Origin of the sequence: Brucella sp. (assembly GCF_032066345.1) — a bacterium.
GTDB classification, from domain to species: Bacteria; Pseudomonadota; Alphaproteobacteria; order Rhizobiales; family Rhizobiaceae; genus Brucella; species Brucella pseudogrignonensis.
The window spans coordinates 45,272-67,543 of the sequence record NZ_DAMBKZ010000003.1 but is presented as its reverse complement, the minus strand read 5'-3'; the positions used below and the strand labels follow the sequence as shown (position 1 = coordinate 67,543).

Below are 22,272 nucleotides of genomic sequence, written 5' to 3'. Positions count from 1 at the left end.
TGAGCCATTACCCGGCGCGCCCGAGAAAAGCTCTCACAGTAGGTAGCTACGCCAGGGAAATCCCAGCGTAGCAATGTATGCTCTTAAAACGTAACCGATGCATTCACAAAGAACGTCCGTGGCTGGCCAACAAATTTGCCGCCATTGTTATCGGTCGCCCTCGTGAAATACTCTTTGTCAAACAGGTTTTTAACACCGAAGGCAAATTTCGGGGCGTATTTCATGTCTTCAGGCTGATAAGCAACCCGAAGATTAACGAGCCCATAACCGGGAATGTCACCCAGACGGCCGGTCGCGTCCTCTTCGGTCACATAGGTCGCGCCATCGGTAGCATTACCCGGCGAACGCTGCTTGGACTGTGCTGTAACATCGGCATTGAACAGCCAATCAGCATAACGATAGCTCGCACCGATCATTCCCGTGTGGCGTGAGTAGAACGGCAAGTCCTTCCCCTTGAACGCTCCAGCGCTGTAAGTCGCCTCCGTATAGGTATAATTGCCATAGATGGACAAGCCTTCCAGCGCTTGTGATACCCCACCAAGATCGTACCGAGCGGCAGCTTCAATGCCCTTATGTTCAGTTGCGCCGAGGTTGGTCCAGATGCCTTCACCAACAATCGTGCGGCCCAGATAAAGCTCCTTGTCGAAATCGATATAGAAAGCCGTGAACTCAGCACTCAGGCTGTCGCCCTCATAGTGCGTGCCAACTTCATAGGTCTTGGCTTTCTCAGGCTGAAGACCTTCGGTCGTCGAAGCGAGGTGGCTATATTGTTGCGGGCCAAACGATACACCCGCATTTGCAAAGACACTCCAGACATCATTGACCTGATAAGCAACGGAAATGGTTGGCAGCGCTTCTTTTGCATCCAGTTCCGGTGATTTCTGCCCAGTCACTGCACCATTACTGAAATCGGTTACTGTATTGTTGGTGTTGATTATTTCATAACGAACACCCGGTGTAATCGTCCAGTTTCCATACTGAACCTTGTCATCGATATAGACGGCATGAGCAGTCGTTCCGCCATCGCTCGTCTGATAGGTGTTCATCGGAAGCGCATAAGGATTAACGCCCGAGGCACGGTTATAGAATGCCGTTCTCGCCGCGACCTCCGAACTTTCTTCCGAAAGATACCGATAGCCTACAGTGACTTCATGGGTGGTTTCTCCCAGCTCAATCACACGCGAATACCGCGGCTCGATGCCATAATAGGAGTAATCACGCGGTGCCGATGTCAAACGATAGCGTCCTGCATTCGCCCCGGTGCCCTGCTGTTCGACATGGCTGCCTCGGAATGAGCTGACGTAATAGCCAAGAATTTCCAGATTGTTGACACCGTCATTGTGCTGATAACGCAGCGAAATATCGTTACGACGCCCAGTGAATTCGTCGTAGCGGCGCGTGGACTGGAACGGATCCTCTGCAAATTCAGCGGTTGTAAGCCCACCCGGCATTTTACCTTTGCCAGTATAGTGATGGTACTGAACGCTTAATGTATCCGTATCCGAGAGTTCGTATTTGCCCTTCAGGATGAGGTCATCAATATCAGTCCGATCGTTGCTGTCGCGATAACCAGTGCCATGAATGCCTGAATACAGAAGCGCTGCGCCAAACCCGTCAGCATTCGTGCCGCCGATAAGCACGCTAGGCGTTGCCTTGGTGCCACCATTCATTTCAGCACCCGCCGAGAAACGTGCTGTGAAATCTTCAGGAATTGGGTGGGTAGCAAAGTTGATGATGCCGCCCACATTTTGCGGACCATACCGCACCGACCCTGCGCCACGAACCACGTCGATGGTTTCCACATTGCCTAAAGTCAGCGGAAACAGAGACAACTGCGGCTGCCCGTAGGGTGCGTAAGACAGAGGAATACCGTCCATCAGTACCGTCGAACGTGGCGACAGGCGGGATGTCAGACCGCGAACACCGAGGTTCAAAGAAACATCGCTGCCGCCGGTGCCATTGCTTTCCTGCACTTGTACGCCTGGAATTTGATTAAGCGCGTCGCGAATATCCTGCGCGCCGCGTTCCTCGAACTCCTTGCGATCCACGATTGTTCGTGCGCCAGGATGCTTGAGCATCTTTTCCTTATTGGGCGCATCAAGCCAGTTGCCCACAACGGTAATCGCGTCCAGGACAATTCCACGATCAGCATCAATTTTCTGGCTGCTCTCAGCATCCTGAGCGAAAGCATGAAAAGGCAGGATGGCAACGGAAGCCAGCAGAGCGGACGTGGCGATAATGCGATGGCGAACCATGGAAGTTCCTCAGGGCGGAAAAAAGTTGCACTGAGCCGCTGCGAAAATGTCATTTCGCATTTTGGCATTGTGCTCGGAAAGGAAGACAGAAAGCGGTGCAGGTCAGATGAAGGCGACCCTGCCGTCATGACCTATTGTCAGAACAATATCTCAGGAATGGATTTCATCTGCTGCGCCTCAAAAACAGAAATTGGGTCACCGCCGATTGCGGCAATGTTGTGACTACTACATTACTGAAGTGAGAATTTCAATAAACATTACCATAACCCTCATCTTTTTTCGATGAGGATCGAATTTCTATTTTTGAAGAAAGAGATACGGAGAGCATACCATTATAATTATATGATACTAAAAGGTTTTTTAGTTATCAAACACAACGAGTCCGATCAACTACGCTAGGCGGCTCCTGAAATCAGCGAGCTTCTTTTTTGTATCGAGGGCGCGTTGCTGATTTTTTGTTGCGATGCTGTAAGCCAGAGTCTCAGAAACGACAATGGCACCGACCGTCCAGCTGGCAAGTCCTGTCGCAGAGCCGACGCAGCACAAAACTGCCGCCACTTTATCCTGATAAGCATCCCTAAGCTGCGCGCCGCATACGAGTATAACGTGGCAGCCAATGGCCGCAAACTGATCCAGAATGAGTTTAAATTCTTTGGTCTCGCGCGCTGCATGAAAAAGCACAATGACATCGCCCGAACGCAGATCAATGAGCTCGTTGGCGAGCGAAAAACCGGCTTCACCGCTAAACCTTGTCCGCAGCCCGACACGGCTCAATGCGATGGAACAGTGTTTCGCTTCAACTTCGGAGCGGCCAATGCCGATGCACCAAATGGTGTCAGCCTGTTCGAGCACTTGCATAGCTTGCGCAAGCGCATCCGCTTCGAGCTTTTCTTCAGTGGAGGTTACAATTTCGCGGGCTGTTTCAAAAACCCGCTTCTTGACGACCGAGAGGTCATCGCCAGTTGCGCGAAACCGTTGGGACAGCCTTTCAGTCGTTGGCTGTGCCTTTGCTATGGGACGGCTGCAAAGCCGCTTGAGCTCCGGCAGACCGCTGAAACCCAGCCGACGTGCCGCACGAATTACCGTCGCGTCACTGGTTCCGCTCTTTGCAGCTATGTCCTCAGCATTCTGAAAGATCATTTCTTCAACGGGCATCGACAAAAGATACTCGATGACCGCCAGCTCGGAGCGTGTCAGCTCCGAACGGTGCTTTTCAAAGCGCTGTCTCAATACCGAATCTTGAGAAGATGTGGTCAGCATTTCGGTCTCCAGTGATGCCCGTCGATACATCAAACTTTCACAACCGAAAAGCATTCCTCTTTAAATATCAACCCGAAAGCAGATCAGAGATCACAACACTCAACCAGGTTGTACTGCCCGTGCTCGTGCCGTGCTCTTCTCCCAGGCAACCAAAACAAGGCTCGAACAAACAATCAGCACAGCGCCGAAAGCGACATTTGAAGCCGGGATTTCCGCCCAGATTGCGTAACCATAGAGGAACGCCCAAATGAGGCCAGTAAACTCTGTCGGCGCAAGCGCCGAGGCTGGTGCGTGACGAAAACCTTCATAAAGAAGATATTGTCCAATCGTTGCAACAAGGCCAAGGCCAATCATCAATACCCATGCCGATGCGTCAGGCGTCTTCCACACCCATGGGAAGGACACAGCGCAGGCAATACCAAAAAGAAGGCTTGTGGCCCACATCTGGGTCAAAGTCGTTTCGGTCCGGCTAACGAGGCGGATCAAAATCGTGCTCAGAGCCCAGCAAAAGCCTGCAATCACGCACATAATAGCGGGTATCAGGTTTGGAGTATGGGTTGGGTTGGCCGCAATCAACACACCGACGAAGCCGCCCATACACGCGACCCAGCGCCCTGCCCCGATCTTCTCCTTGAGAATAAAGATCGACAGAAACATCACCATGATCGGCGCTGAGAAGTAAAGTGTTGTGAGCTCGGCAAGGCCAAGATGACGGGCGGCATTATAGAACAGAAGCCAAGCCAAGAGCATCAGACCAGCGCGCAACACAAGAGTGCCGCGATACTTGCTCTTGAAAATTGAGGGATGGCGAAGCCGCCACGCAAGCCCACCGGTAATGACTACAATCACGAGGCTTCGCATGAATAGAATTTGCGGAACCGCATAATCTGCAACCAGCCATTTAACAATGGCATCTTGCAAGGCGAAGCAGGCATAACCTGCAGAGGCAAGCGCGATCCCGAAAATCGGTTTCGACTCAGCGTTTCCAGAATCCATGATGACCTCACAGTGAAGCGAAGCCGCTATAGCTCAGGACGAGTGACTTGAGAAGGCTTGTTCTGATGTACGTAGGCCACCGAGCATCTTGCAAAGGCATGAAGCGAGGAGTAAGCAGATTCTATTCAAACATGCAGCGAGATTATCCGGCAAACTTCAGCAATGGATTTGCGCACGAGAACGCGTTGAGCCAGTGGTCGGGGCACCCAGAAATTATGAATAAGAAAGCGGCACTTGCCGTGGGCGGCAACGCTGTATTGGCCGGTATCCTTCTGATGCTGCTTGGCGATTTCATGTTCGCGTTAAACGACGCCATGGGCAAATGGCTTGTAGCCAGTTTCTCAGTTGGTCAAGTTTTGTTGATCCGCTCGTTTGGTGCCTTCTTTGTGCTCGGCCCGATGTTATCGCGCCAGCCGGCAAGCGCATTGTTTCAGGTTGAAAAGCCTTCGCTTCAATTGGCGCGCGTGGTTCTGGCAACTGCAGATACAGGCCTTTTCTATGCGGCGGTTACTTTCCTTCCGCTAGCAGACGTGATGACCTTCTACATGGCAGGCCCAATCTACGTCGCAGCTCTCTCGCACTTCCTGATTGGTGAACGCATCGGCTGGCGGCGCTGGCTTGCTGTCTTCATTGGTTTTATCGGCGTTATCATCGCGCTGCGTCCATCTTCAGCGATGCTGTCATGGCCTTCCGTTTTCGGCCTTTTGGGCAGTATTTCCTTCGCGATGACACTGGTACTAGGACGTGTTCTGCGCTCCACACCAGACGCGACGCTCGTAACCTGGCAGACGTTGGGCTGTCTTGTTGTTGGTGGTGTTCTGAGTATCGGACATTGGACGCCGTTTACCACAGGCGAATTGCTGGCTTTGCTTCTGCTTGGTATCGTTGCCTGCCTTGCACATCTGCTGATTACCCGGGCACTCAAGCTCGCACCGGCATCGGTATTGGCGCCACTACAATACACGCTATTGCTGTGGGCGATCGTGTTCGGTTGGATGTTCTTCAACGATCTACCGGATCGCCAAACCCTCTTTGGGGCTGCAATCATTGTTCTGGCTGGTCTGTTCATCTTCCACCGTGACAAGGTGAAAAAGACAGAGCCCCTCGTTCCGAATGATGCCAGCCATGGTTGATCTTTAAGGCCTGTTAATTCGCAGCCGTATCAACCCGAACCACAACAGACATGCCGGGTGCAAGCAAATCAGCATCCGGCTGCCCCTCATCGATGGCGATGCGGACAGACAAGCGTTGTGTGATCTTGGTGAAGTTGCCAGTCGCATTATCGGATTTGATAACACTGAACTCCGAACCCGCAGCTGGTGAAAACGCCTCGATATGGCCTTTCAACTCAGCGTGGCGAAGTGCATCGACGGTGAATGTCACCGGCTGGCCAACCTTCATGCCGTAAAGCTGGGTTTCCTTGAAATTCGCAACAACCCATTTAGTGTTGGGAACAAGCGAGACAAGCTGAGTGCCTGCCGTCACATATTGCCCGAGCCGCACGCCAACTTCGCCGAGTTTTCCATCACGCGGAGCCATGATCCTGGTGTTTTGTAAGTCGATCTTTGCCAGTTCCACCGTTGCTTCCGCATTGGCTATATCGGCATTCAAGCTGTCTCGATTGACGATAATGGATTGGAGATCCTGCTTTGCAACCGCAAGAGCTGCCTGCGCTTCTTCAACGGAAGCCTGCGCCTGCAATAACGTACCATGCGCTGTGTCGGCCGAGCTTTGGGTTGTAACACCGCGCGGCAGCAAAGCCTCTACGCGCTTCGCATTGGCCTGCGCCACTTCCAGCGCTGCATTAGCGCCTGAAATCTGTGCCTGCCGCGACTGGATCGTTGCCTCCGCAGAACGCTGGCTCTGCTCGGAATTGGCTAGCGCTGCCTTTTTGCTGGCAAGCGAAGCCTCTGCCTGATCCAGCTTCTGTTGATAGCTGCGACTATCGATTTCAAACAGAAGCTGTCCCTGTTTGACCGTTTGATAGTCGGTTACATCGACCTTAGTAACATAACCCGCAACCTGCGGGCTTATGACCGTGACCTGCCCCCGGACATAAGCATTGTCGGTCGTCTCGATGCTGTGCTTGAAGGGCGGCAATTGCCACGCCCAGAGAACCATCAGGACACCTGCAAGGCCGATGATAAGGGCTAAACCACCGCGAATATATTGCTTTCCAACAGACATTTTCAAACACTCATCGATTAACGAACGGTCGTCACTTCTGGATGACGACGGATTTGCATATTTTCATAAATGCGATAGGCGATCAGACAGCCAAGCGAGGCGACAGCGATTACGGAGATTGCCAGAAAGGCATCATTGTAAGCCATCACTGTTGCCTCACGCGTAACCTGTTGCCCGAGTAAAGCCAGCCCTTCAGCCTTGGTTAGCCCCTGATCGGCCAGCAGCTTCGAGTAAGTACCCGAAAGCGCCTGAACGCGTTGTGCAACCACCGGATTGGACATCACCAGCTGTTCGACCAGATGAGCCGAATGATATTTTTCGCGGATCGCAATGAAGGTGCTGAACACTGCCGAGCCGATCAGCCCGCCAATATTCTGCGTAAACAGGAAGATGACGATGAAGCTCGTCATATAGGTCGGACCCTGTTTGAGCGCCTTCGTGATGCCCGTCAACATGGCAGGTGGCAGGAACAACGCGCCACCAAAGGCAATCAGCGCCTGACTAAGATAAGCATTGTGAGGACGCGTGAGATTGGTCGCGTGACTATCCATATAGGCACCCATCGCGATGAAAATCAGCGCCAGCCCGAAGATAGTCGAGACGCGTTCTAGGCTCATCCACATGCCACAAACAAGGCCACCCGCCAGTGATGCGGCGAGAATGATGAGATATAGTCCCTGACTTTGCCCATCCTGCAAACCGAAAGCCTGAAACAACCCCACAGCACCAGTTGTCTGTTCCGCAAGCACAATGCGGAATACAAAGAGGATCAGCGTAAAACGCAGGATTTCCGGCGAAAACAGCCAATGCAAATTCATCAGCGGTTGTTCGCGGTTGAGTTCTATCGCTGCGGCGCAAGCCAAAGCCGCGATTGATATCGCAAGGCACACGCCAATCCATGGCGCTTCAAACCACCAATAGTTTTTGCCCTGAACCAGAATGACCGCCAGAAGACCAAAGCCGATAGCGATCAGCCCATAGGCCACAAAATCGAGCCAATGCAGAACTTTGGCACGCGGAACCTGTGTCATTGGCAGTACATAAACAACGGCAAAAGCCGCCAGCGACAGGCCAATCTCGACCATATAGAGCTGCTGCCACTGTCCAATATCAAACAACATCGGCGAGATTACACGCGCAAATGGACCAGCCGCCGCAGAACAGGTGAGCGCGAGGCTAAGTCCCCAGGTCATCTTCTTTGCTGGCGGAAAAGCTTCCAGCATATAGAGAAAGCCGATGGTCGAAACGGGTGCGGCGGCAGCACCGGCGATGAAGCGGATGGGGATCGCTGACCAGATGTCATAGACCAACAGATGCAGCAGCGAAGATACCAGAAAGATTGCAATCGCGATTTCTGCAAAGCGGCGTAGACCAAACTGCGTGCGGATCTTTACCAGAAGAATGGTGAGGCTCGCATAGGGCGCCATGTAGGCGGCAATCACCCATGAGGTTTCGGTCAAGGTCGCGCCGAGCGAACCTTGAATCTGCTGCGTGTTTGCCGAGATGAAATACATGCTGAGGCCGCGCGTCGACCACATGAGAACAGACGCTGCTATATAGATTGCAGACATGTAAACCGGCATATGCGGAACGGCAGGCGTTGCAACCTGTGTCGGAGCGACAGGCTCTTTTGCTGCTATCGGTTTATCATCGCCTCTCTCGGACATAGCGCATCACCTGTCTTTATCAGCCAGCGTTGCTTCAACGGTCTGGCTGATTTCCTGAAGGACGGTTAGCGCTGTTTCGAGCGACTTCTGATCAATCTTTTGCAGAAGCTCCGCGCGGATGGCTTGTGTGATTTCCTGAAGTTGCTTGACCTGAGCCTGTGCCTCTTCAGTCAGTTCAATGCGCTTGGCACGACGGTCGCCCTCCACAGCCGCGCGATAGATAAGCTGCTGCTTTTCAAGACCATCAAGGAGACGCACAACAGACGGATGCTCAATCTCAAGAGCATCGGCAAGTTCGCGCTGGTTCCAGTCTCGCTGCTCGGCAAGCAGCAGCAATACGCGAGCGCGCGCAAGCGTTAGCCCGCGTTCGCGAACACGAGAGTCAAAAAGATTGCGCATTTTTCGAGCGGCGGTTGAAAGGCCCATCGTGAATGCGGCTTCTAATTCTAGTTTGGACTGAGACATTGTATAGCTATCTATAATATGAGTAGCTACATATATAGTTCACAATCGGGCAGCAATCAATAATGTTCTAATGTTGTGCCAGCTAATGAAAACGTTACCCAGTCAAATGAATATTTTTTCCGAACTGCGGGAATAAAATGAGTGTCGCGATTGTCTTACGTCATATCGCATGTCGCGATTGGAACCCATGTGAGGCAAACCATGAGAACCGCAACGTTTATGTCTGTTTTGGCTATTGCAGCAGTATCGGCAACTTCAGTGCTCGCAGCGCCCATGGTCAAAACGATGGAAACATCCAAAGGTCAGGTTTTGGCTGGTGCCAAAGATATGACGCTCTACACTTTTGACAAGGATAGCAAAGGCATGTCCAATTGCTATGATACTTGTGCCACGAACTGGCCGCCTTTTATGGCAGCTAAGGGTGACAAGGCTTCTGGCACCTATACACTGGTAAAGCGCAAGGATGGCAGCGAGCAATGGGCAAAAGACGGAATGCCGCTTTATTACTGGATGAAGGACAAAAAAGCCGGCGACGTGACTGGAGACGGCGTTAATGGAGTCTGGCACGTCGCAAAGCCATGAGGCCGATGTGAGCCGTCCTGCTCCCGACAGTTTCGAGGGCCAGCTTCTGGCCCTCCTGCCGATCATGCGGCGCTATTCGCGCAGTCTTGCAAAATCCGATGCCGAAGGCGAAGATCTTTTGCAGGATTGCGTGACCAAAGCGCTGTCCCGGCGCGGCCAGTGGCGAGGCCTCAATCTGCGTGGGTGGATACTCACGATGATGACCAACCTTTATCGCAACAGCTATAAAAGCAAAGCACGCACCCGGCACGAAACGCTGGATGCTGCTGAAAACATCAGCTCTCCTTCAACGGAAAGCGATCCTTTTCAGTTGCAACAGCTTGAAGAAGCCATCAACAGTCTGCCGGAAGATAATCGCTCGGTCCTGATGCTGATCGTCGTTGAAGGATATAGTTATGGCGAAGCAGCAACTATGCTTGATATTCCCGTAGGGACTGTAATGTCACGCCTCTCACGCGCGCGTCAACGGCTCGCAGACCACATGAACGGCTCAAATGTCGTAATGCTTCGGAGAAACCCATGACAAAACGCAATTCTCCGATTACAGAAGCGGAACTGCATGGCTTTGTGGACGGACACCTTTCCAGTGAAGAAAGCGCGCGTATCGCAGCGATCCTCGAAAACGACCCCGAACAGGCAGCAATCGTCGACGAATGGCGCAAGCAGAATGAAGGCATCAGACAGCTCTTCTCCGGCTATGCGCTTGAGAAGAATAGCGATGCGAACCTGATCCGTGCGAGAACCAGACAACATGAACGGCGCTATCGCTGGGCTGTTGCGGCGTCCATTCTCGCCGCACTGGTGATTGGCGGCCTCGGCGGCTTTGCCGGTTCCCGCATTTATGACCAGCCCCAGCAGATAGCCAGCATCGAAGCATTACCTCAGCAGGCACAGGCGGCCTATCTGGTCTATGCAAGCGAAGTGCGCCACCCGGTTGAAGTCTTCTCGGAAGAAGAAGCTCATCTGGCAACATGGCTTGGAAAGCGGCTTAATATACCTGACCTTAAAATCCCCGACCTAAGCACATTTGGCTTTCAGCTGGTTGGTGGTCGTTTGTTGCCAGTGGACAGCAAACCCGGCGCCTTTTTCATGTATGAAGATGCAGCTGGAAAGCGCCTTTCAGTCATAGTCGGTCGGAACCCTGAAAACCGGGACACAAGCTTCCGCTTCGCCTCAAATGACGGTGTTGAAACCTTCTACTGGATCGATGGTGAGCTTGGCTACGCGGTAAGTGGCGAGATATCCCGAGACCAGCTACGGCAGATAGCTGAAGAATGCTATCGACAGTTTCCGAGCTGATGAAATCAGCGTACATAAAAAAGCAACCAAGATTTCGATAAATTCTGCGCACTTCTATAATACATACAAGTAACTATAATAGACGTTCTCTAAAGACAGACCTGTAAAAAAGGCTGTATGCGTTTGCACTAAAAGATTGCACGCAAAAAAACTATGGGGAACCCGTGCTTAAATTCCAGAACATTGTTCTTGAGCTGATTGCAAGAGGCAAGCCTCTGGAGCAGACACTTGTGCAACTCTGTCTTGAGATGGAGGAGCTGATCGCTGACGCAAGCGTGATGGTCTGCTCTGTCGATAGTGCAGGCATGATGCACCTGCTTGCAGCACCGGGCATCCCTGAAAGCTATGGCAAAATACTGGACGGAACAGTGGTCGGCCCGGAAGTCGGCTCCTGCGGAAGCGCGATCTATCACAACGCCGCTGTAAGCGTTGCCGATATAGAAAATGATCCGAAGTGGGCAACCTACAAGAAATGCGTGCTGCCCTTTGGTTTGCTGGCCTGTAGTTCTGTACCTATACGGAACGAGACTGGTGAGGTCGTCGGCGCGTTGGCTGTCTATTTCAGCAAAAAGCACACCCCGTCGGCACAAGAGCAGCAAGTGATCAATACGGGTGCAACGCTCTGCAATCTTGCGATGGCGCGTGAAATGCGCATTCTCAACTATGAGCGCAGAGCCACAGTTGACGAACAAACAGGACTTCCCAATCGTGCCGCATTTGATGACGCTCTTTCACAATTGCGCTGCGAACTGGCTGGCAGCTGGGCCTTGTTCGTCATCGATATCGACAATCTCAAAGTTACCAACGATACATTCGGCCATGAGGTCGGAGATTTTCTGATCCACACTATCGCAACCAGCATTTCGGCAACAATGGCACCGGACATAACTTTCCGGACGGGCGGCGATGAATTTACCGTCATCATCCAAAGCCACAGCGCACTTTACGATCTCGACCACACGGCGGAGTTGATCTTTAAATCACTTTCCTCGCATGTCGAATTTGACGGTCAGACAATCCTGCCACGCGTGACTATTGGCGGTGCTGTTCTGGCCGCGCAAGATACACAGCCGCAGATTGTGCGCCGCAACGCAGACTTTGCGCTTTACCACGCCAAGGAAAATGCGCGCGGCAGCTTTGTACGCTATCAACCGAACGTTGATACGCGCATTGTCCATCGACGCAATTCGATCCGAGAAGTGCGCGAAGCACTCGATCAAAAGCGTATTACTGCGCATTATCAGCCCGTAATGCGTCTCGATACCAGGGAAGTCATCGGTTTTGAAGCTCTAAGCCGCATGACCACAACGTCGGGCGATATTCTACCAGCGTCGGTATTTCAGGAATCCTTTTCGGATGTGCATATCGCATCCGAAATCACGCAGTACATGCTCACCATCGTTGCTCAGGACATTAGACGCTGGCTCGATCTCGGCCTGCCTGTGCAGCATATTGGCGTGAACGTGACGGCTGCCGACTTTTATGTCGGCGATCTTGCGGCTTTTGTGTCTAAAACTTTCGCCAAATATGACGTACCACTCCGACATCTCATTATCGAAGTGACGGAAAACGCGTATATCGGTCAACGCGATGACGTGGTGGCATCTGGCATTCGAAACCTCCGAATGCTCGGCGTCCGCATTGCTCTTGATGACTTTGGAACGGGGTTCGCCGCCCTTGCGCATCTCCTCACGGTCCCCGTCGATATTATCAAAATCGACAAGTCGTTCGTATGCAGGTTGGCACCGGGCGACCCAAGTGTCGCAATCGTCAAAGGTATCGTACAAATTGCCGGAGACCTGAAAATCAAACTCGTTGCCGAGGGGGTCGAGACTATGGCCCTTGCTGAAACGCTGCAGCAGATGGGATGCCAGCTCGGCCAAGGCTATGCCTTCTCCAAGGCCGTCAATTACGAAAAGGCAACTGTCTTATTGCGGGATCTCGGTCAATACGCAGATCAGGCACCGACGGTCAAAGCGAAATCGTTGAAAGCAAAAAACTGAAGCCTTTTACCCCGGCCTGTGATCCAGTTTCATCTAGCCTTCGTATGAGGCTTCATGAATACAAACGTTTCCTTTGGCTCACAGACATGGCACAAGAAAGTAGAGCGCAATTTGCTGCTTCTGGCTTCGCCACATCTGAGCGTACGGGATTCAATACGGATGAATGAACGGACTGCTTCTGAAAATCAGCCCTCATTGGAGGAATTGATGCTGGCGGTCAGTTCCCGACGCGACGTGGACGCATTCGAGGCGATTTTTAAGCATTTCGCACCCCGGGTGAAGGCCTATATGGCCAAACTGTCTGCCGATACGCAAACAGCGGAAGAATTAATGCAAGAGACCATGATTACGGTCTGGAACAAGGCGGATCAGTTTGATTTTTCCAAAGGAGCCTTGTCGACCTGGATTTTCACCATCGCACGCAACCAGCGCATTGATGCAGTGCGACGCGCCCGCCGCCCGGAATTTGACCCAACCGATCCGGCCTTCGTACCCGATGAGGAGCAGCCAGCCGACTTGAGGATTGCCGAGCAGCAATCTGCCAGCCAGTTACGCGCCGCAATGGCTGACTTACCGAAGGAACAATGCACCCTGCTTGAACTCGCTTATTTCGAGGAAAGCACGCATAGCGCCATCGCAAAGAAGCTTAACCTCCCGCTCGGCACCGTCAAATCCCGGCTTCGACTTGCATTCAGCAAATTGCGGGCAGCGCTCGATAATTCGGGAGCGCACTGATGGATATCAAGCATCATCTGAGCGATGAACTCCTTTCAAGCTATGCCGCTGGCACACTGGCAGAAGGCTGGAGCATCGCCGTCGCCACTCATCTTGCACTCTGCCCTCAGTGTCGCTCTCGCTTGAATCATTTCGAGTGCATAGGTGGTCAACTTCTTGAAACGGTTGAGCCAACGAAACTTGAAGCTTCCACATGGGATAGTTTTAAAGACAGGCTCCAGAAGGCACCGCAGTCAACAGTGCATTCGGCACCACGCGCCGAGATAAAAATGCCTGCCGTGATACCGGAACCGCTGAGATCTTATGTCGGTGGCGACTTACCGGATTTGAAATGGAAATCGCTCGGTCGAGGCGCTTATCAGGTGCCCATCGAAACGCGCGATAGCGAAACACAGGTTCGCTTGTTGAAAATTCCAGCGGGGAAGCCAGTGCCCGAGCATGGGCACGGCGGTCGCGAACTGACATTGGTGCTAAGCGGTAGTTTCCATGACGAAACCGGGCTTTTCGCTCGTGGCGACATTGAGGAAGCGGATGGTGATCTTGTGCATCAGCCGATTGCCTCACCCGATGGGGATTGCATCTGTCTGGCGGTGACTGACGCTCCGCTCAAATTCCAGAGCTGGCTTATGCGGCTGGTTCAGCCCTTGATTGGCATCTAAAGAAAAGGCGGCAAATATGCCGCCTTTTTTGTTAGTTCAAAACGACAATTGCCGCGTTCAGTGCGGTCGCCAGCGATAGCCATATGAGATAAGGCACGAATAGTAGCGCCGAGATACGATCTGGTCGCCATGCGCGAAGAATAAACAGAAGCACGCAAAGCCAGACCCCGATGATTACGACAAGTCCCAGCACTGTCATATGAGCGCCAAAGAAAATAGGCGTCCAGATGAAGTTTAAAATCATCTGACCAAACCATGGTCCGCGCCGCTGCCACCCACTGTCACTTATCCATGTACGCCAGCCTGCAATGGCAATGAAGATATAAAGTATCGTCCAAATGGGGCCAAAGGCGGCGTTAGGCGGGGTAAACCACGGCTTTTGAAGCGATGCATACCATTCGCCCGGCGGGAAACCGATGCCGATTGCCATTCCGACAACAATAATGACGAAGGCGAAGACGGCCAGAAGCCCCAATTTTTGCATATGATTACTCCAGTCTATCCGCTGATCCGCGACGTAACCCAATAGCCAATATAGGCTGACACTGCAGACAGAACAGTGCCCCAGATCAGGTCTGCAATCGTCAGGGTCCACGACCAGTTTTTCAAGGTGGCCTGATTGGTCAGATCATAAGTCGCATAGGCGACAAACCCCAGAAGTGCCCCATGAACGAGCGTGACTGTGCCACTGCCAGCAACAAGCCCGGGCCTCACCGCGAAGAAAATCAGTCCGAACACGAAGATCACATAGAAAACGATAGCCGGTGCAAGACGAAAACTCGGCGCAAGCATGTCGCCCATGACAGGGCGGTAAAACACATTCGCCATGTTGGATAACCACACGGAGTCGATTGCCAAGAATGCAACCGCCGTCACCATATAGGCGATGAGATAATCTTTCATCGATCGCTCACTCTCTTATTTGATGCGGGTCCAGCCCACATTGCGACACAGGAGGCCAGCCAAAACGCAGCCATTGGTCGTCATATTATCGCCGTCGACTTTCACGCTGATCTTGTAGGTCAGGTTGCGTTGCGGGTCGAAAGCAGTGCCTGAATATCGCCCGTCTGCAGTCTCGTTGATACTCATCACCAGCCGGTCGCCAGTTTTCTCTTTGGGTGTTCCAGGCTTGATCCATGTGTTTGTGGCGCAGATATCATTGCCGCATCCGGCAATTTTTACCCGCGCGTTGCCATCTCCGCGCGCCCAGTTGCCGTTGATCTCAGCCGCATGCGCCGAGAAGGGAAACAACACCGTCATCATGCCGATCGTCAGTATCCATTTCATCGACGCCTCCTCCGTCAGTGGGTATGGAGCCTAAGCATGTTCAATCGTATAAAGGCCGACATTAATCGCACCTTCCTCAAACCCACCTTCGCAATAGCAAAGGTAGTATTCCCAAAGCCTCCGGAATTTATCATCAAAGCCAAGCTTTTCGATTTCCGGCCAATTGGCGATGAAGCGCTGACGCCATTCGGCAAGTGTCAGCGCATAAGAATGACCGAAATGCTCGGTATCCGTTAACACCAGACCGGCCTTAACAAGATCGCGCTCAAGCACTTTGTCTGACGGAAGAAAGCCGCCCGGAAAGATGAACTTCTGGATGAAATCGGCTTTGCGGCGATAGTTTTCGTAACGCGTTTCTTCTATCGAAATGACCTGCAATACTGCTCGACCGCCGGGCTTGAGACATCGCTTCAGGGTTGCGAAATATTCCGGCCAATAGGCTTCGCCAACGGCCTCAAACATTTCGATCGATACGATGCGGTCAAACTGACCTTGCACATCACGGTAATCCTGCAGGCGAAGATCAACGGCCTCGCTTTTCCCAACCTCTTTAACCGCAGTTTGCGCCCAGGCGAGCTGCGATGGAGACAGGGTTATTCCCGTCACATGCGCGTCGCCATATTCTGCGAGATAGCCCGCCAAGGCGCCCCAGCCGCAGCCGATTTCAAGAATTTTTTCGCCGCCCTCAAGCGCCAGTTTTTCAGCAATGCACTGCAACTTCTGCTCCTGCGCATTCTCAAGGCTATGCGTTGTCTCATTCCAGATCGCAGATGAATAAAGCATCGAAGGATCGAGCCACCGGGCATAGAAATCATTGCCGAGATCGTAATGCGCTTCGATGTTGCGACGGCTGCCGCGACGCGTATTGGCGTTGAGCAGATGGCCGATACGGTTCAGCGCCCGCATCCAACCCGACCCACGCAATGTGGAGAGCAGCGTATCGCGATTGCGCGCTGCAAAGCGGATGACCGAGGTTAGATCAGGCGATGTCCATTCGCCTTCGATATAGGCTTGGGCAAAGCCAATATCCCCACCCGTCAGCAATCGACGCAGGCTGTTCCATTTAACAATTGCGATCTTGGCTTCCGGGTCGGGTGATGAGCCATTGGCCGCAATGACCTCACCGCCAGGCAGCGAAAGAACCAAACGCCCATGCTGGACCTGTTTCAACAGCCGTTTCAACACAATAGCTGAAGGGCTGAAAGCAGGTCGTTCGATCCGGCTTGATGCGGATAGTGGATGATATTCGTCGAGCTGGCTCATGCGGCCTTGTTCCTCTGCTGGACGGTCTCGTTACGAACAGATGTGATGGGAGTGTCAGGCGCTGCGGGTCGTTTGCGTAAACCGATGCCCTTCAACCAGATTTTCAGCGCTTCCCAGTGAATACCGCCCACCACTTTCAGGGTGAGAAATGGAATTGCGAAGAAGGCACGCAACAGGGCGGCGTCGCTGAGTTCAACCCGGCGCGCTAGATGACGAGCCGTCAAAAGCAGGCCTTCATCGTCAAAACTGTTGATGCGGATGGAGAGCCTGTCTGTCGGTGGTGTGACTTCAAACTCATATCGCAGCTTCATATCCATGAAGGGCGAAACGTAAAAAGCCTTGTCACAGCTTTGCACGATGCGTCCGCTTGATGCGTTTTCGACGGGGATCATGTAACCGTGGCGCTGGCGGAATGTATTATCAACTTCCCAAAGGATCGCCACGAGTTCGCCGCCACGATTATAGCTGAAGAAAACACTCAGCGGATTGAAAGCCCAGCCTGCAATGCGCGGCATGGTAAGCAGGCGGATCGCACCGCCATCAGGCGTTACTCCGGCTGCATCCATGGCACGTTCGACCTGTTCGCGCAGTGGCACAGTCGATCCATCGCCCCTGTCTTTTCTGTAGAAAGAAAACAGATTGAAACGGTCGAGCGAGAAAAGCTTCAACTTACCGTCAAGCGTTTCCAACTCGTCGAGATCAAGCAGGAGCGAGTAGATTTTATAGGCCAGCTTGTGAACTTTAGGCCGCAAACGCGCATGGGTCACATGGCCGGGAAAGAGTGCCGACTGGAAACGTTCGGTCATGCCAGCACCCTTTCCCTGATTGGCAAAGGATGGCGAACGATGCGCGCACTTTCCTGCTCGACCTGCCATGGGCGGCGCAGGCCGCCCAAATCTTCTGCCACGGCAAGACCTGCCTGAAGCCCGTCCTCATGAAAGCCCGAGCCGAAATGCGCACCGCAAAACCATGTCCGGCGCTGTCCCTGCAATGACCAGATTTCCTTCTGCGCACGATCCGTTGCCAAGTCGAAAATCGGATGCTCATAGATCTCGCGACAGATCACCAGTTCCTCACGCGGCGCACGACATGGATTGAGCGTCACAAAAGTCTCGGGCGCTTGGCCCAGCGGTTGCAGGCGGTTCATCCAGTAAGTGATGGATGGCTGCGCCGGGCCATTGGCTGCGTTGGTAAGGTAATTCCAGCTCGACCACGCCGCCCTGCGTTTCGGCATTAAAGATGCATCGCTATGGAGCACTGCTTCATTACGTGAATATTGAAACGCGCCGAGAATGCGGCTTTCATCCGCGCTCGGATCGGCCAGCATTCGCAAAGCCTGATCGGCATGATTGGCGATCACTATATCGTCGAAAACATGGGAAATGCCGCTTCCGTCAATTAACTCGACAGAGTTTTCGGAGCGTCGAACGGATTTAATCGGTGTAGAAAGCCTGATCGCGTCTGCATAGGGCTTGGTGATACGCTTTACATATTCCCGACTGCCGCCGGATACCGTACGCCAGATAGGCCTGTCACGAAGAGCCAGAAGACCATGATTGCAGCAAAAGCGAACGAAGCTTGCTGCCGGATATCGCCCCACTTCCATCGCAGGAGTGGACCAGATCGCCGCCGCCATCGGATAGAGATGATCTTCACGGAAAGCCCGGCCATAACCATTACGTGCTAAATAATCATCCAGAGAAATTCCGCCCATAATGGCGAGGTCTTTTGGTGCATTGCGATAAAATCGTAAGAGATCGCGGATCATAGACCAGAAGCGCGGGCTAACCAGATTGGAGCGCTGGGCAAAGAGTCCAAGGCCCGTGCCGCCCGAATATTCATAAGCGCCATTTGCGACTGAAACGGCAAATGACATGTTCGATGCCGCGGTTGGAACTTCAAGTGTGCGAAACAATGCAGTCAGATTTGGATAGGTCACTTCATTATAGACGATGAACCCGGTATCGACCGCGACCGGACCGAAGCTGCTTTCAAACTCGACGGTATTGCTGTGGCCGCCGATGCGATCCGATGCTTCAAACACAGTCACATCATGGCGTTGCGAAAGCAGCCATGCAGCCGACAATCCGGAAATCCCGCTGCCGATAATCGCGACCCTGAGACGTTTAGAGCTGCCCGAGTGGTTCGTGATATCCATAGTCCCTCTCTTCACCGCATGCTTGGGCCGCGTGTTTGCTGCATTTTCATCGTCTTACGTTTTGAGAAGGGGTTTGGTTCAATCGGCTATCAAACTTTTTTCATTTTTTTGAGCTGCTTACGAAACCAAACGGCCGGACCGAACGTATTGGAAGAAGAAAAAGCGAACTCTCGGCTAAAGGTCCACCATGCAACCCGGTCTGCTTTTAATTGTTGCCATCAGCCTGTCTGCCATCATGGCTCTCGCGTGGGCGCTTGAAAGAAAGAGCGGCAAAAGCGGCTGGATCGATGCAATCTGGTCATTCTCTGTAGGTTTAGTTTCAGTCATAGCTGTGGTGCTTGCGGATGCGACATGGCAACGGCGCTCAGCGATACTGATCCTCATTCTGGCGTGGTCGCTTCGCCTTGGCTTACACATAGCGCAGCGAAGCATGGGCCATGGTGAAGACCCACGTTATGCGAAGCTGATAAAAGAATGGGGAGAAAATGCTTCTTCTCGTCTTTTCTGGTTTTTGCAGATACAGGCTCTCGCAGCCTTTGTTTTGGTTCAGGCGGTCTATCTCGCCGCTGTTAGCCGCCACGCTTTTCCATCTTTCTGGGATATAGTCGCGGTAATAATCATCGCCATTGCACTGATTGGTGAAGCCCTGTCTGACGCGCAGCTCGCGCAGTTTCGCAAAACGCCAGAAGCCAAAACTGAAATTTGCGAAACCGGCCTTTGGGCCTATTCCCGACATCCGAACTATTTCTTTGAATGGCTGTTCTGGTGTGCGTGGCCGCTGATGGCGATCACCGTATCGCCATGGAGTTGGCTGTCGCTTCTCGCTCCGATGCAGATGTACTGGCTGCTGGTGCATGTCTCCGGCATCCCGCCGCTTGAAGAACACATGCTGAAATCACGCGGTGAAAAATTCCGTGCCCTGCAAAGCCGGGTCAATGCGTTTTTCCCCGGACCTCGAAAAAGCCCCGCAAGATCAGGAGCCTCAACATGAATATGCTGGCATATGCAATCAATGCTGCAGAGCGCGTTCCTCTGAGCGATACCATCACGCTTGCGGGTATCGATTATCTATGCGCCCGAACCAAGCGTCGACTGGCCGGAACATCTGAACAGACCGAGTTGGATTTCCTGAAAACCATGAAGGATTTCCCTGTCGCCACCCATACGGATGATGCCAATCGCCAGCACTACGAACTGCCGCCACAGTTTTTTGAGTTGGCACTGGGTCCGCAACGCAAATATTCCTGCTGTTTTTATCCGGATCAGAACACAACGCTCGAGGAGGCGGAAACCTATGCGCTCAGCGAAACTGTGCGCCATGCCGATATCAGCGATGGAATGGACATTCTGGAGCTTGGTTGTGGCTGGGGTTCATTGTCGCTTTATCTCGCTGAAAAATTTCCCAACGCGCGGATCGTCTCCGTTTCAAACTCTTCCTCACAACGCGCCTATATCGAAGCACAGGCAGCAACGCGCAGTCTTAAGAACCTCACCGTTATTACCGCCGACATGAACGATTTTTCCATCGACCAGCGCTTTGATCGTGTGGTTTCGGTGGAAATGTTTGAACATATGTCGAACTAGCAATCCCTGTTTGAACGCGTACGCGGATGGCTTCATGCAGATGGACGATTGTTCATTCATGTCTTCACGCATCGCGATCGTTCCTATCGCTTCAACCATGAAAATCCCGCCGACTGGATCGCACATCATTTCTTCACTGGCGGCATCATGCCTGCCTTCGACCTGCCGCATCGCTTCAACGATATTTTCACCGTCGAGCAGGATTGGCGCTGGTCTGGACGCCATTATCAGCAAACAGCTTTGGATTGGCTGAACAATTTCGACAATTCGATTGATCAGATCAGGCCAATTCTGCAACAGGTCTATGGGCAGGATGCCATTCTTTGGGAACGCCGCTGGCGGCTGTTCTTTCTGGCGACTGCCGGACTGTTCGGCCACGAAAATGGTGATGTCTGGGGCGTCGGACACTACCTCCTAAAGCCCGTCAAATAAGGATCATTCAATGACTGCGAATGCGCTTGTCTGGTTGCGTAACGATCTGCGTCTTGCCGACAATCCTGCCCTTCAAGCCGCCGTTAAGCTGGGTGGCAAGATCACAGCGCTTTATGTGCATGAAACCAATCCGCAATTGCGCGTACCCGGAGGTGCCGTGCTCTGGTGGCTGGAACAGAGCCTCAATTCACTCGAAAAAAGCCTCAACGACCGTAATGTCGAGCTGCTGGTGGCACGCGGCGATGCACTCGATATCATCGAGAGCCTGATTGAAGAAAACGGCTTCGATACAGTGTTTTGGAATCGGCGTTATGCGCCGCAGGAGCGTGATGTCGATGCAGTCGTCAAATCCACATTGAAAGACAAGGGGCTGAATGTGGAGTCCTTTGCAGGCAATCTTCTGGCTGAACCCTGGGAGATCAAAACCGGCAGCGGCGGCCCTTATCAGGTCTTTACACCCTATGCCAAAACGCTGCGTCAGCAGGGTATAAACCGACCGCTCTCCTCCTCTGACTGGAAGGCAAAACCATCGAGCCTCAAGCACAAGCCTGCAAGGGAAGCTTACAAACAGCCTTTCTGGTCAAAAAAGATGAATGGCCTGTGGGAGATAGGCGAAGCGGCTGCCATCGATCAGTTATATCATTTCTTCGATGAGACCATCCGCAATTATGCCGGCGACCGTGATCGTCCGAATGTCGAAGGCACATCGAAACTTTCGCCGCATCTGCGCTTTGGTGAAATCAGCCCAAGACAGGCATGGTATGCTACGCTTTCGCTGATGGATGAGCATCCGGACACACAGACCGGCGGTGAAAAATTTCTCTCCGAACTGATCTGGCGCGATTTTCACTATCACCAGCTCTATTATCGTCCGGACATCGCTGAAAATGATATGCGCGATACGCTGGCTGACGTTCAGTGGCAAAGCAATCCACAAGCGTTCGAAGCCTGGAAAAAGGGTAATACCGGCGTTCCGATGATTGATGCCGGGATGCGCCAGCTTTGGGCTACTGGCTGGATGCATAACCGCGTGCGGATGCTGGTAGCGTCAGTCCTAAGCAAAAACATGCAGGTCGATTGGCGCGACGGCGAAAAATGGTTCTGGGATACGCTGGTGGATGCAGATATCGCAAGCAATCCGGGGAGCTGGCAATGGGTTGCCGGTTGCGGCATGGACGCGGCACCCTATTTCCGCGTGTTCAATCCTGTATTGCAAGGCGATAAGTTCGATACCGGCGGCGGATATGTGCGCGAATGGGTGCCGGAAATCGCCGCATTACCGGATCGTTGGATCCATAAACCCTATGCTGCACCGGAAGACGTATTGCAGAAAGCGGGCATTGTTCTTGGCAAAACTTACCCGCTTCCCGTTTTCAAGGCACCCAAAGCGGGTAAGTAAGCCCGCTTACTGCATCTCTAGTTGAGACCGGGTGATTGGAA

21 protein-coding genes and 1 pseudogene are annotated in these 22,272 nt (G+C 52.8%); 10 read left to right on the top strand and 12 right to left on the bottom strand.

Features of this window, described 5'->3' with window-relative positions:
- Nucleotides 1-83: 83 nt before the first annotated feature.
- The 3 genes from RT142_RS04985 to RT142_RS04975 form a co-directional block, all read right to left on the bottom strand.
- Nucleotides 84-2,255, bottom strand: a complete 2,172-nt coding sequence (locus RT142_RS04985) for a TonB-dependent siderophore receptor (RefSeq protein WP_313027771.1) — start codon at nucleotides 2,253-2,255, stop codon at nucleotides 84-86.
- Nucleotides 2,256-2,645: 390 nt separating this feature from the next.
- Complete coding sequence (locus RT142_RS04980; protein ID WP_007878441.1) at nucleotides 2,646-3,515, bottom strand: MurR/RpiR family transcriptional regulator; 870 nt, start codon at nucleotides 3,513-3,515, stop codon at nucleotides 2,646-2,648.
- Nucleotides 3,516-3,614: 99 nt separating this feature from the next.
- Nucleotides 3,615-4,511: a DMT family transporter gene (locus tag RT142_RS04975; protein ID WP_064321542.1), complete on the bottom strand. Its 897-nt coding sequence runs from the start codon at nucleotides 4,509-4,511 to the stop codon at nucleotides 3,615-3,617.
- A 215-nt stretch (nucleotides 4,512-4,726) separates the two neighbouring features.
- Between RT142_RS04975 and RT142_RS04970 the strand changes: the two genes are divergently transcribed.
- On the top strand, nucleotides 4,727-5,644 hold the full coding sequence (locus tag RT142_RS04970; protein ID WP_313027766.1) for a DMT family transporter: 918 nt from the start codon (nucleotides 4,727-4,729) through the stop codon (nucleotides 5,642-5,644).
- Between the two features lie 13 nt (nucleotides 5,645-5,657).
- Here RT142_RS04970 and RT142_RS04965 read toward each other — a convergent pair whose 3' ends face one another.
- The 3 genes from RT142_RS04965 to RT142_RS04955 are packed head-to-tail and all read right to left on the bottom strand — an operon-like array spanning nucleotide 5,658 to nucleotide 8,830.
- Nucleotides 5,658-6,698: an HlyD family secretion protein gene (locus RT142_RS04965; protein WP_079213065.1), complete on the bottom strand. Its 1,041-nt coding sequence runs from the start codon at nucleotides 6,696-6,698 to the stop codon at nucleotides 5,658-5,660.
- A 17-nt stretch (nucleotides 6,699-6,715) separates the two neighbouring features.
- Nucleotides 6,716-8,365: an MFS transporter gene (locus tag RT142_RS04960; RefSeq protein ID WP_409558565.1), complete on the bottom strand. Its 1,650-nt coding sequence runs from the start codon at nucleotides 8,363-8,365 to the stop codon at nucleotides 6,716-6,718.
- 6 nt (nucleotides 8,366-8,371) lie between these two features.
- Complete coding sequence (locus RT142_RS04955; protein WP_039860581.1) at nucleotides 8,372-8,830, bottom strand: MarR family winged helix-turn-helix transcriptional regulator; 459 nt, start codon at nucleotides 8,828-8,830, stop codon at nucleotides 8,372-8,374.
- A gap of 201 nt (nucleotides 8,831-9,031) precedes the next feature.
- Between RT142_RS04955 and RT142_RS04950 the strand changes: the two genes are divergently transcribed.
- From RT142_RS04950 to RT142_RS04925, 6 genes are all read left to right on the top strand, one after another.
- Nucleotides 9,032-9,412, top strand: coding sequence for a hypothetical protein (locus tag RT142_RS04950; RefSeq protein WP_112806099.1), 381 nt, complete (start codon nucleotides 9,032-9,034; stop codon nucleotides 9,410-9,412).
- Nucleotides 9,384-9,935, top strand: a complete 552-nt coding sequence (locus RT142_RS04945) for an RNA polymerase sigma factor (RefSeq protein WP_064321539.1) — start codon at nucleotides 9,384-9,386, stop codon at nucleotides 9,933-9,935. The genes RT142_RS04950 and RT142_RS04945 overlap by 29 nt, the downstream gene beginning before the upstream one ends.
- Nucleotides 9,932-10,711, top strand: coding sequence for an anti-sigma factor family protein (locus tag RT142_RS04940; RefSeq protein WP_112806101.1), 780 nt, complete (start codon nucleotides 9,932-9,934; stop codon nucleotides 10,709-10,711). The genes RT142_RS04945 and RT142_RS04940 overlap by 4 nt, the downstream gene beginning before the upstream one ends.
- A gap of 164 nt (nucleotides 10,712-10,875) precedes the next feature.
- Nucleotides 10,876-12,714, top strand: a complete 1,839-nt coding sequence (locus tag RT142_RS04935; protein WP_112806103.1) for a GGDEF domain-containing protein — start codon at nucleotides 10,876-10,878, stop codon at nucleotides 12,712-12,714.
- A 159-nt stretch (nucleotides 12,715-12,873) separates the two neighbouring features.
- The gene (locus RT142_RS04930; protein ID WP_207441765.1) at nucleotides 12,874-13,449 is read left to right on the top strand and encodes a sigma-70 family RNA polymerase sigma factor; all 576 of its coding nucleotides are present in this window, start codon (nucleotides 12,874-12,876) and stop codon (nucleotides 13,447-13,449) included.
- Nucleotides 13,449-14,108, top strand: a complete 660-nt coding sequence (locus tag RT142_RS04925) for a ChrR family anti-sigma-E factor (protein ID WP_007878412.1) — start codon at nucleotides 13,449-13,451, stop codon at nucleotides 14,106-14,108. Before RT142_RS04930 ends, RT142_RS04925 begins: the two co-directional genes overlap by 1 nt.
- Before the next feature lie 31 nt (nucleotides 14,109-14,139).
- Here the strand turns inward: RT142_RS04925 and RT142_RS04920 are convergent, their stop codons facing one another.
- From RT142_RS04920 to RT142_RS04895, 6 genes are read right to left on the bottom strand one after another with little or no spacing between them, the layout of a single operon-like run.
- The gene (locus RT142_RS04920; RefSeq protein ID WP_064321535.1) at nucleotides 14,140-14,592 is read right to left on the bottom strand and encodes a TspO/MBR family protein; all 453 of its coding nucleotides are present in this window, start codon (nucleotides 14,590-14,592) and stop codon (nucleotides 14,140-14,142) included.
- Nucleotides 14,593-14,606: 14 nt separating this feature from the next.
- Nucleotides 14,607-15,011 (bottom strand): DUF2177 family protein, encoded by a 405-nt coding sequence (locus tag RT142_RS04915; RefSeq protein ID WP_007878409.1) that lies wholly within the window; start codon nucleotides 15,009-15,011, stop codon nucleotides 14,607-14,609.
- A 15-nt stretch (nucleotides 15,012-15,026) separates the two neighbouring features.
- Nucleotides 15,027-15,395, bottom strand: a complete 369-nt coding sequence (locus RT142_RS04910; protein ID WP_105519407.1) for a DUF2147 domain-containing protein — start codon at nucleotides 15,393-15,395, stop codon at nucleotides 15,027-15,029.
- A 30-nt stretch (nucleotides 15,396-15,425) separates the two neighbouring features.
- Nucleotides 15,426-16,658, bottom strand: coding sequence for a cyclopropane-fatty-acyl-phospholipid synthase family protein (locus RT142_RS04905; RefSeq protein ID WP_313027754.1), 1,233 nt, complete (start codon nucleotides 16,656-16,658; stop codon nucleotides 15,426-15,428).
- The gene (locus RT142_RS04900; protein WP_105519405.1) at nucleotides 16,655-17,464 is read right to left on the bottom strand and encodes a DUF1365 domain-containing protein; all 810 of its coding nucleotides are present in this window, start codon (nucleotides 17,462-17,464) and stop codon (nucleotides 16,655-16,657) included. The genes RT142_RS04905 and RT142_RS04900 overlap by 4 nt, the downstream gene beginning before the upstream one ends.
- On the bottom strand, nucleotides 17,461-18,816 hold the full coding sequence (locus RT142_RS04895; RefSeq protein ID WP_313027750.1) for an NAD(P)/FAD-dependent oxidoreductase: 1,356 nt from the start codon (nucleotides 18,814-18,816) through the stop codon (nucleotides 17,461-17,463). Before RT142_RS04895 ends, RT142_RS04900 begins: the two co-directional genes overlap by 4 nt.
- Before the next feature lie 187 nt (nucleotides 18,817-19,003).
- Between RT142_RS04895 and RT142_RS04890 the strand changes: the two genes are divergently transcribed.
- The 3 genes and pseudogenes from RT142_RS04890 (at nucleotide 19,004) to RT142_RS04880 (ending at nucleotide 22,231) form a co-directional block, all read left to right on the top strand.
- Nucleotides 19,004-19,807 (top strand): DUF1295 domain-containing protein, encoded by an 804-nt coding sequence (locus tag RT142_RS04890; protein WP_105519403.1) that lies wholly within the window; start codon nucleotides 19,004-19,006, stop codon nucleotides 19,805-19,807.
- Nucleotides 19,804-20,832 (top strand): annotated as a pseudogene (locus tag RT142_RS04885) (SAM-dependent methyltransferase). Before RT142_RS04890 ends, RT142_RS04885 begins: the two are co-directional and overlap by 4 nt.
- 10 nt (nucleotides 20,833-20,842) lie before the next feature.
- Nucleotides 20,843-22,231, top strand: a complete 1,389-nt coding sequence (locus RT142_RS04880) for a cryptochrome/photolyase family protein (RefSeq protein ID WP_112806113.1) — start codon at nucleotides 20,843-20,845, stop codon at nucleotides 22,229-22,231.
- Nucleotides 22,232-22,272 lie beyond the last annotated feature (41 nt).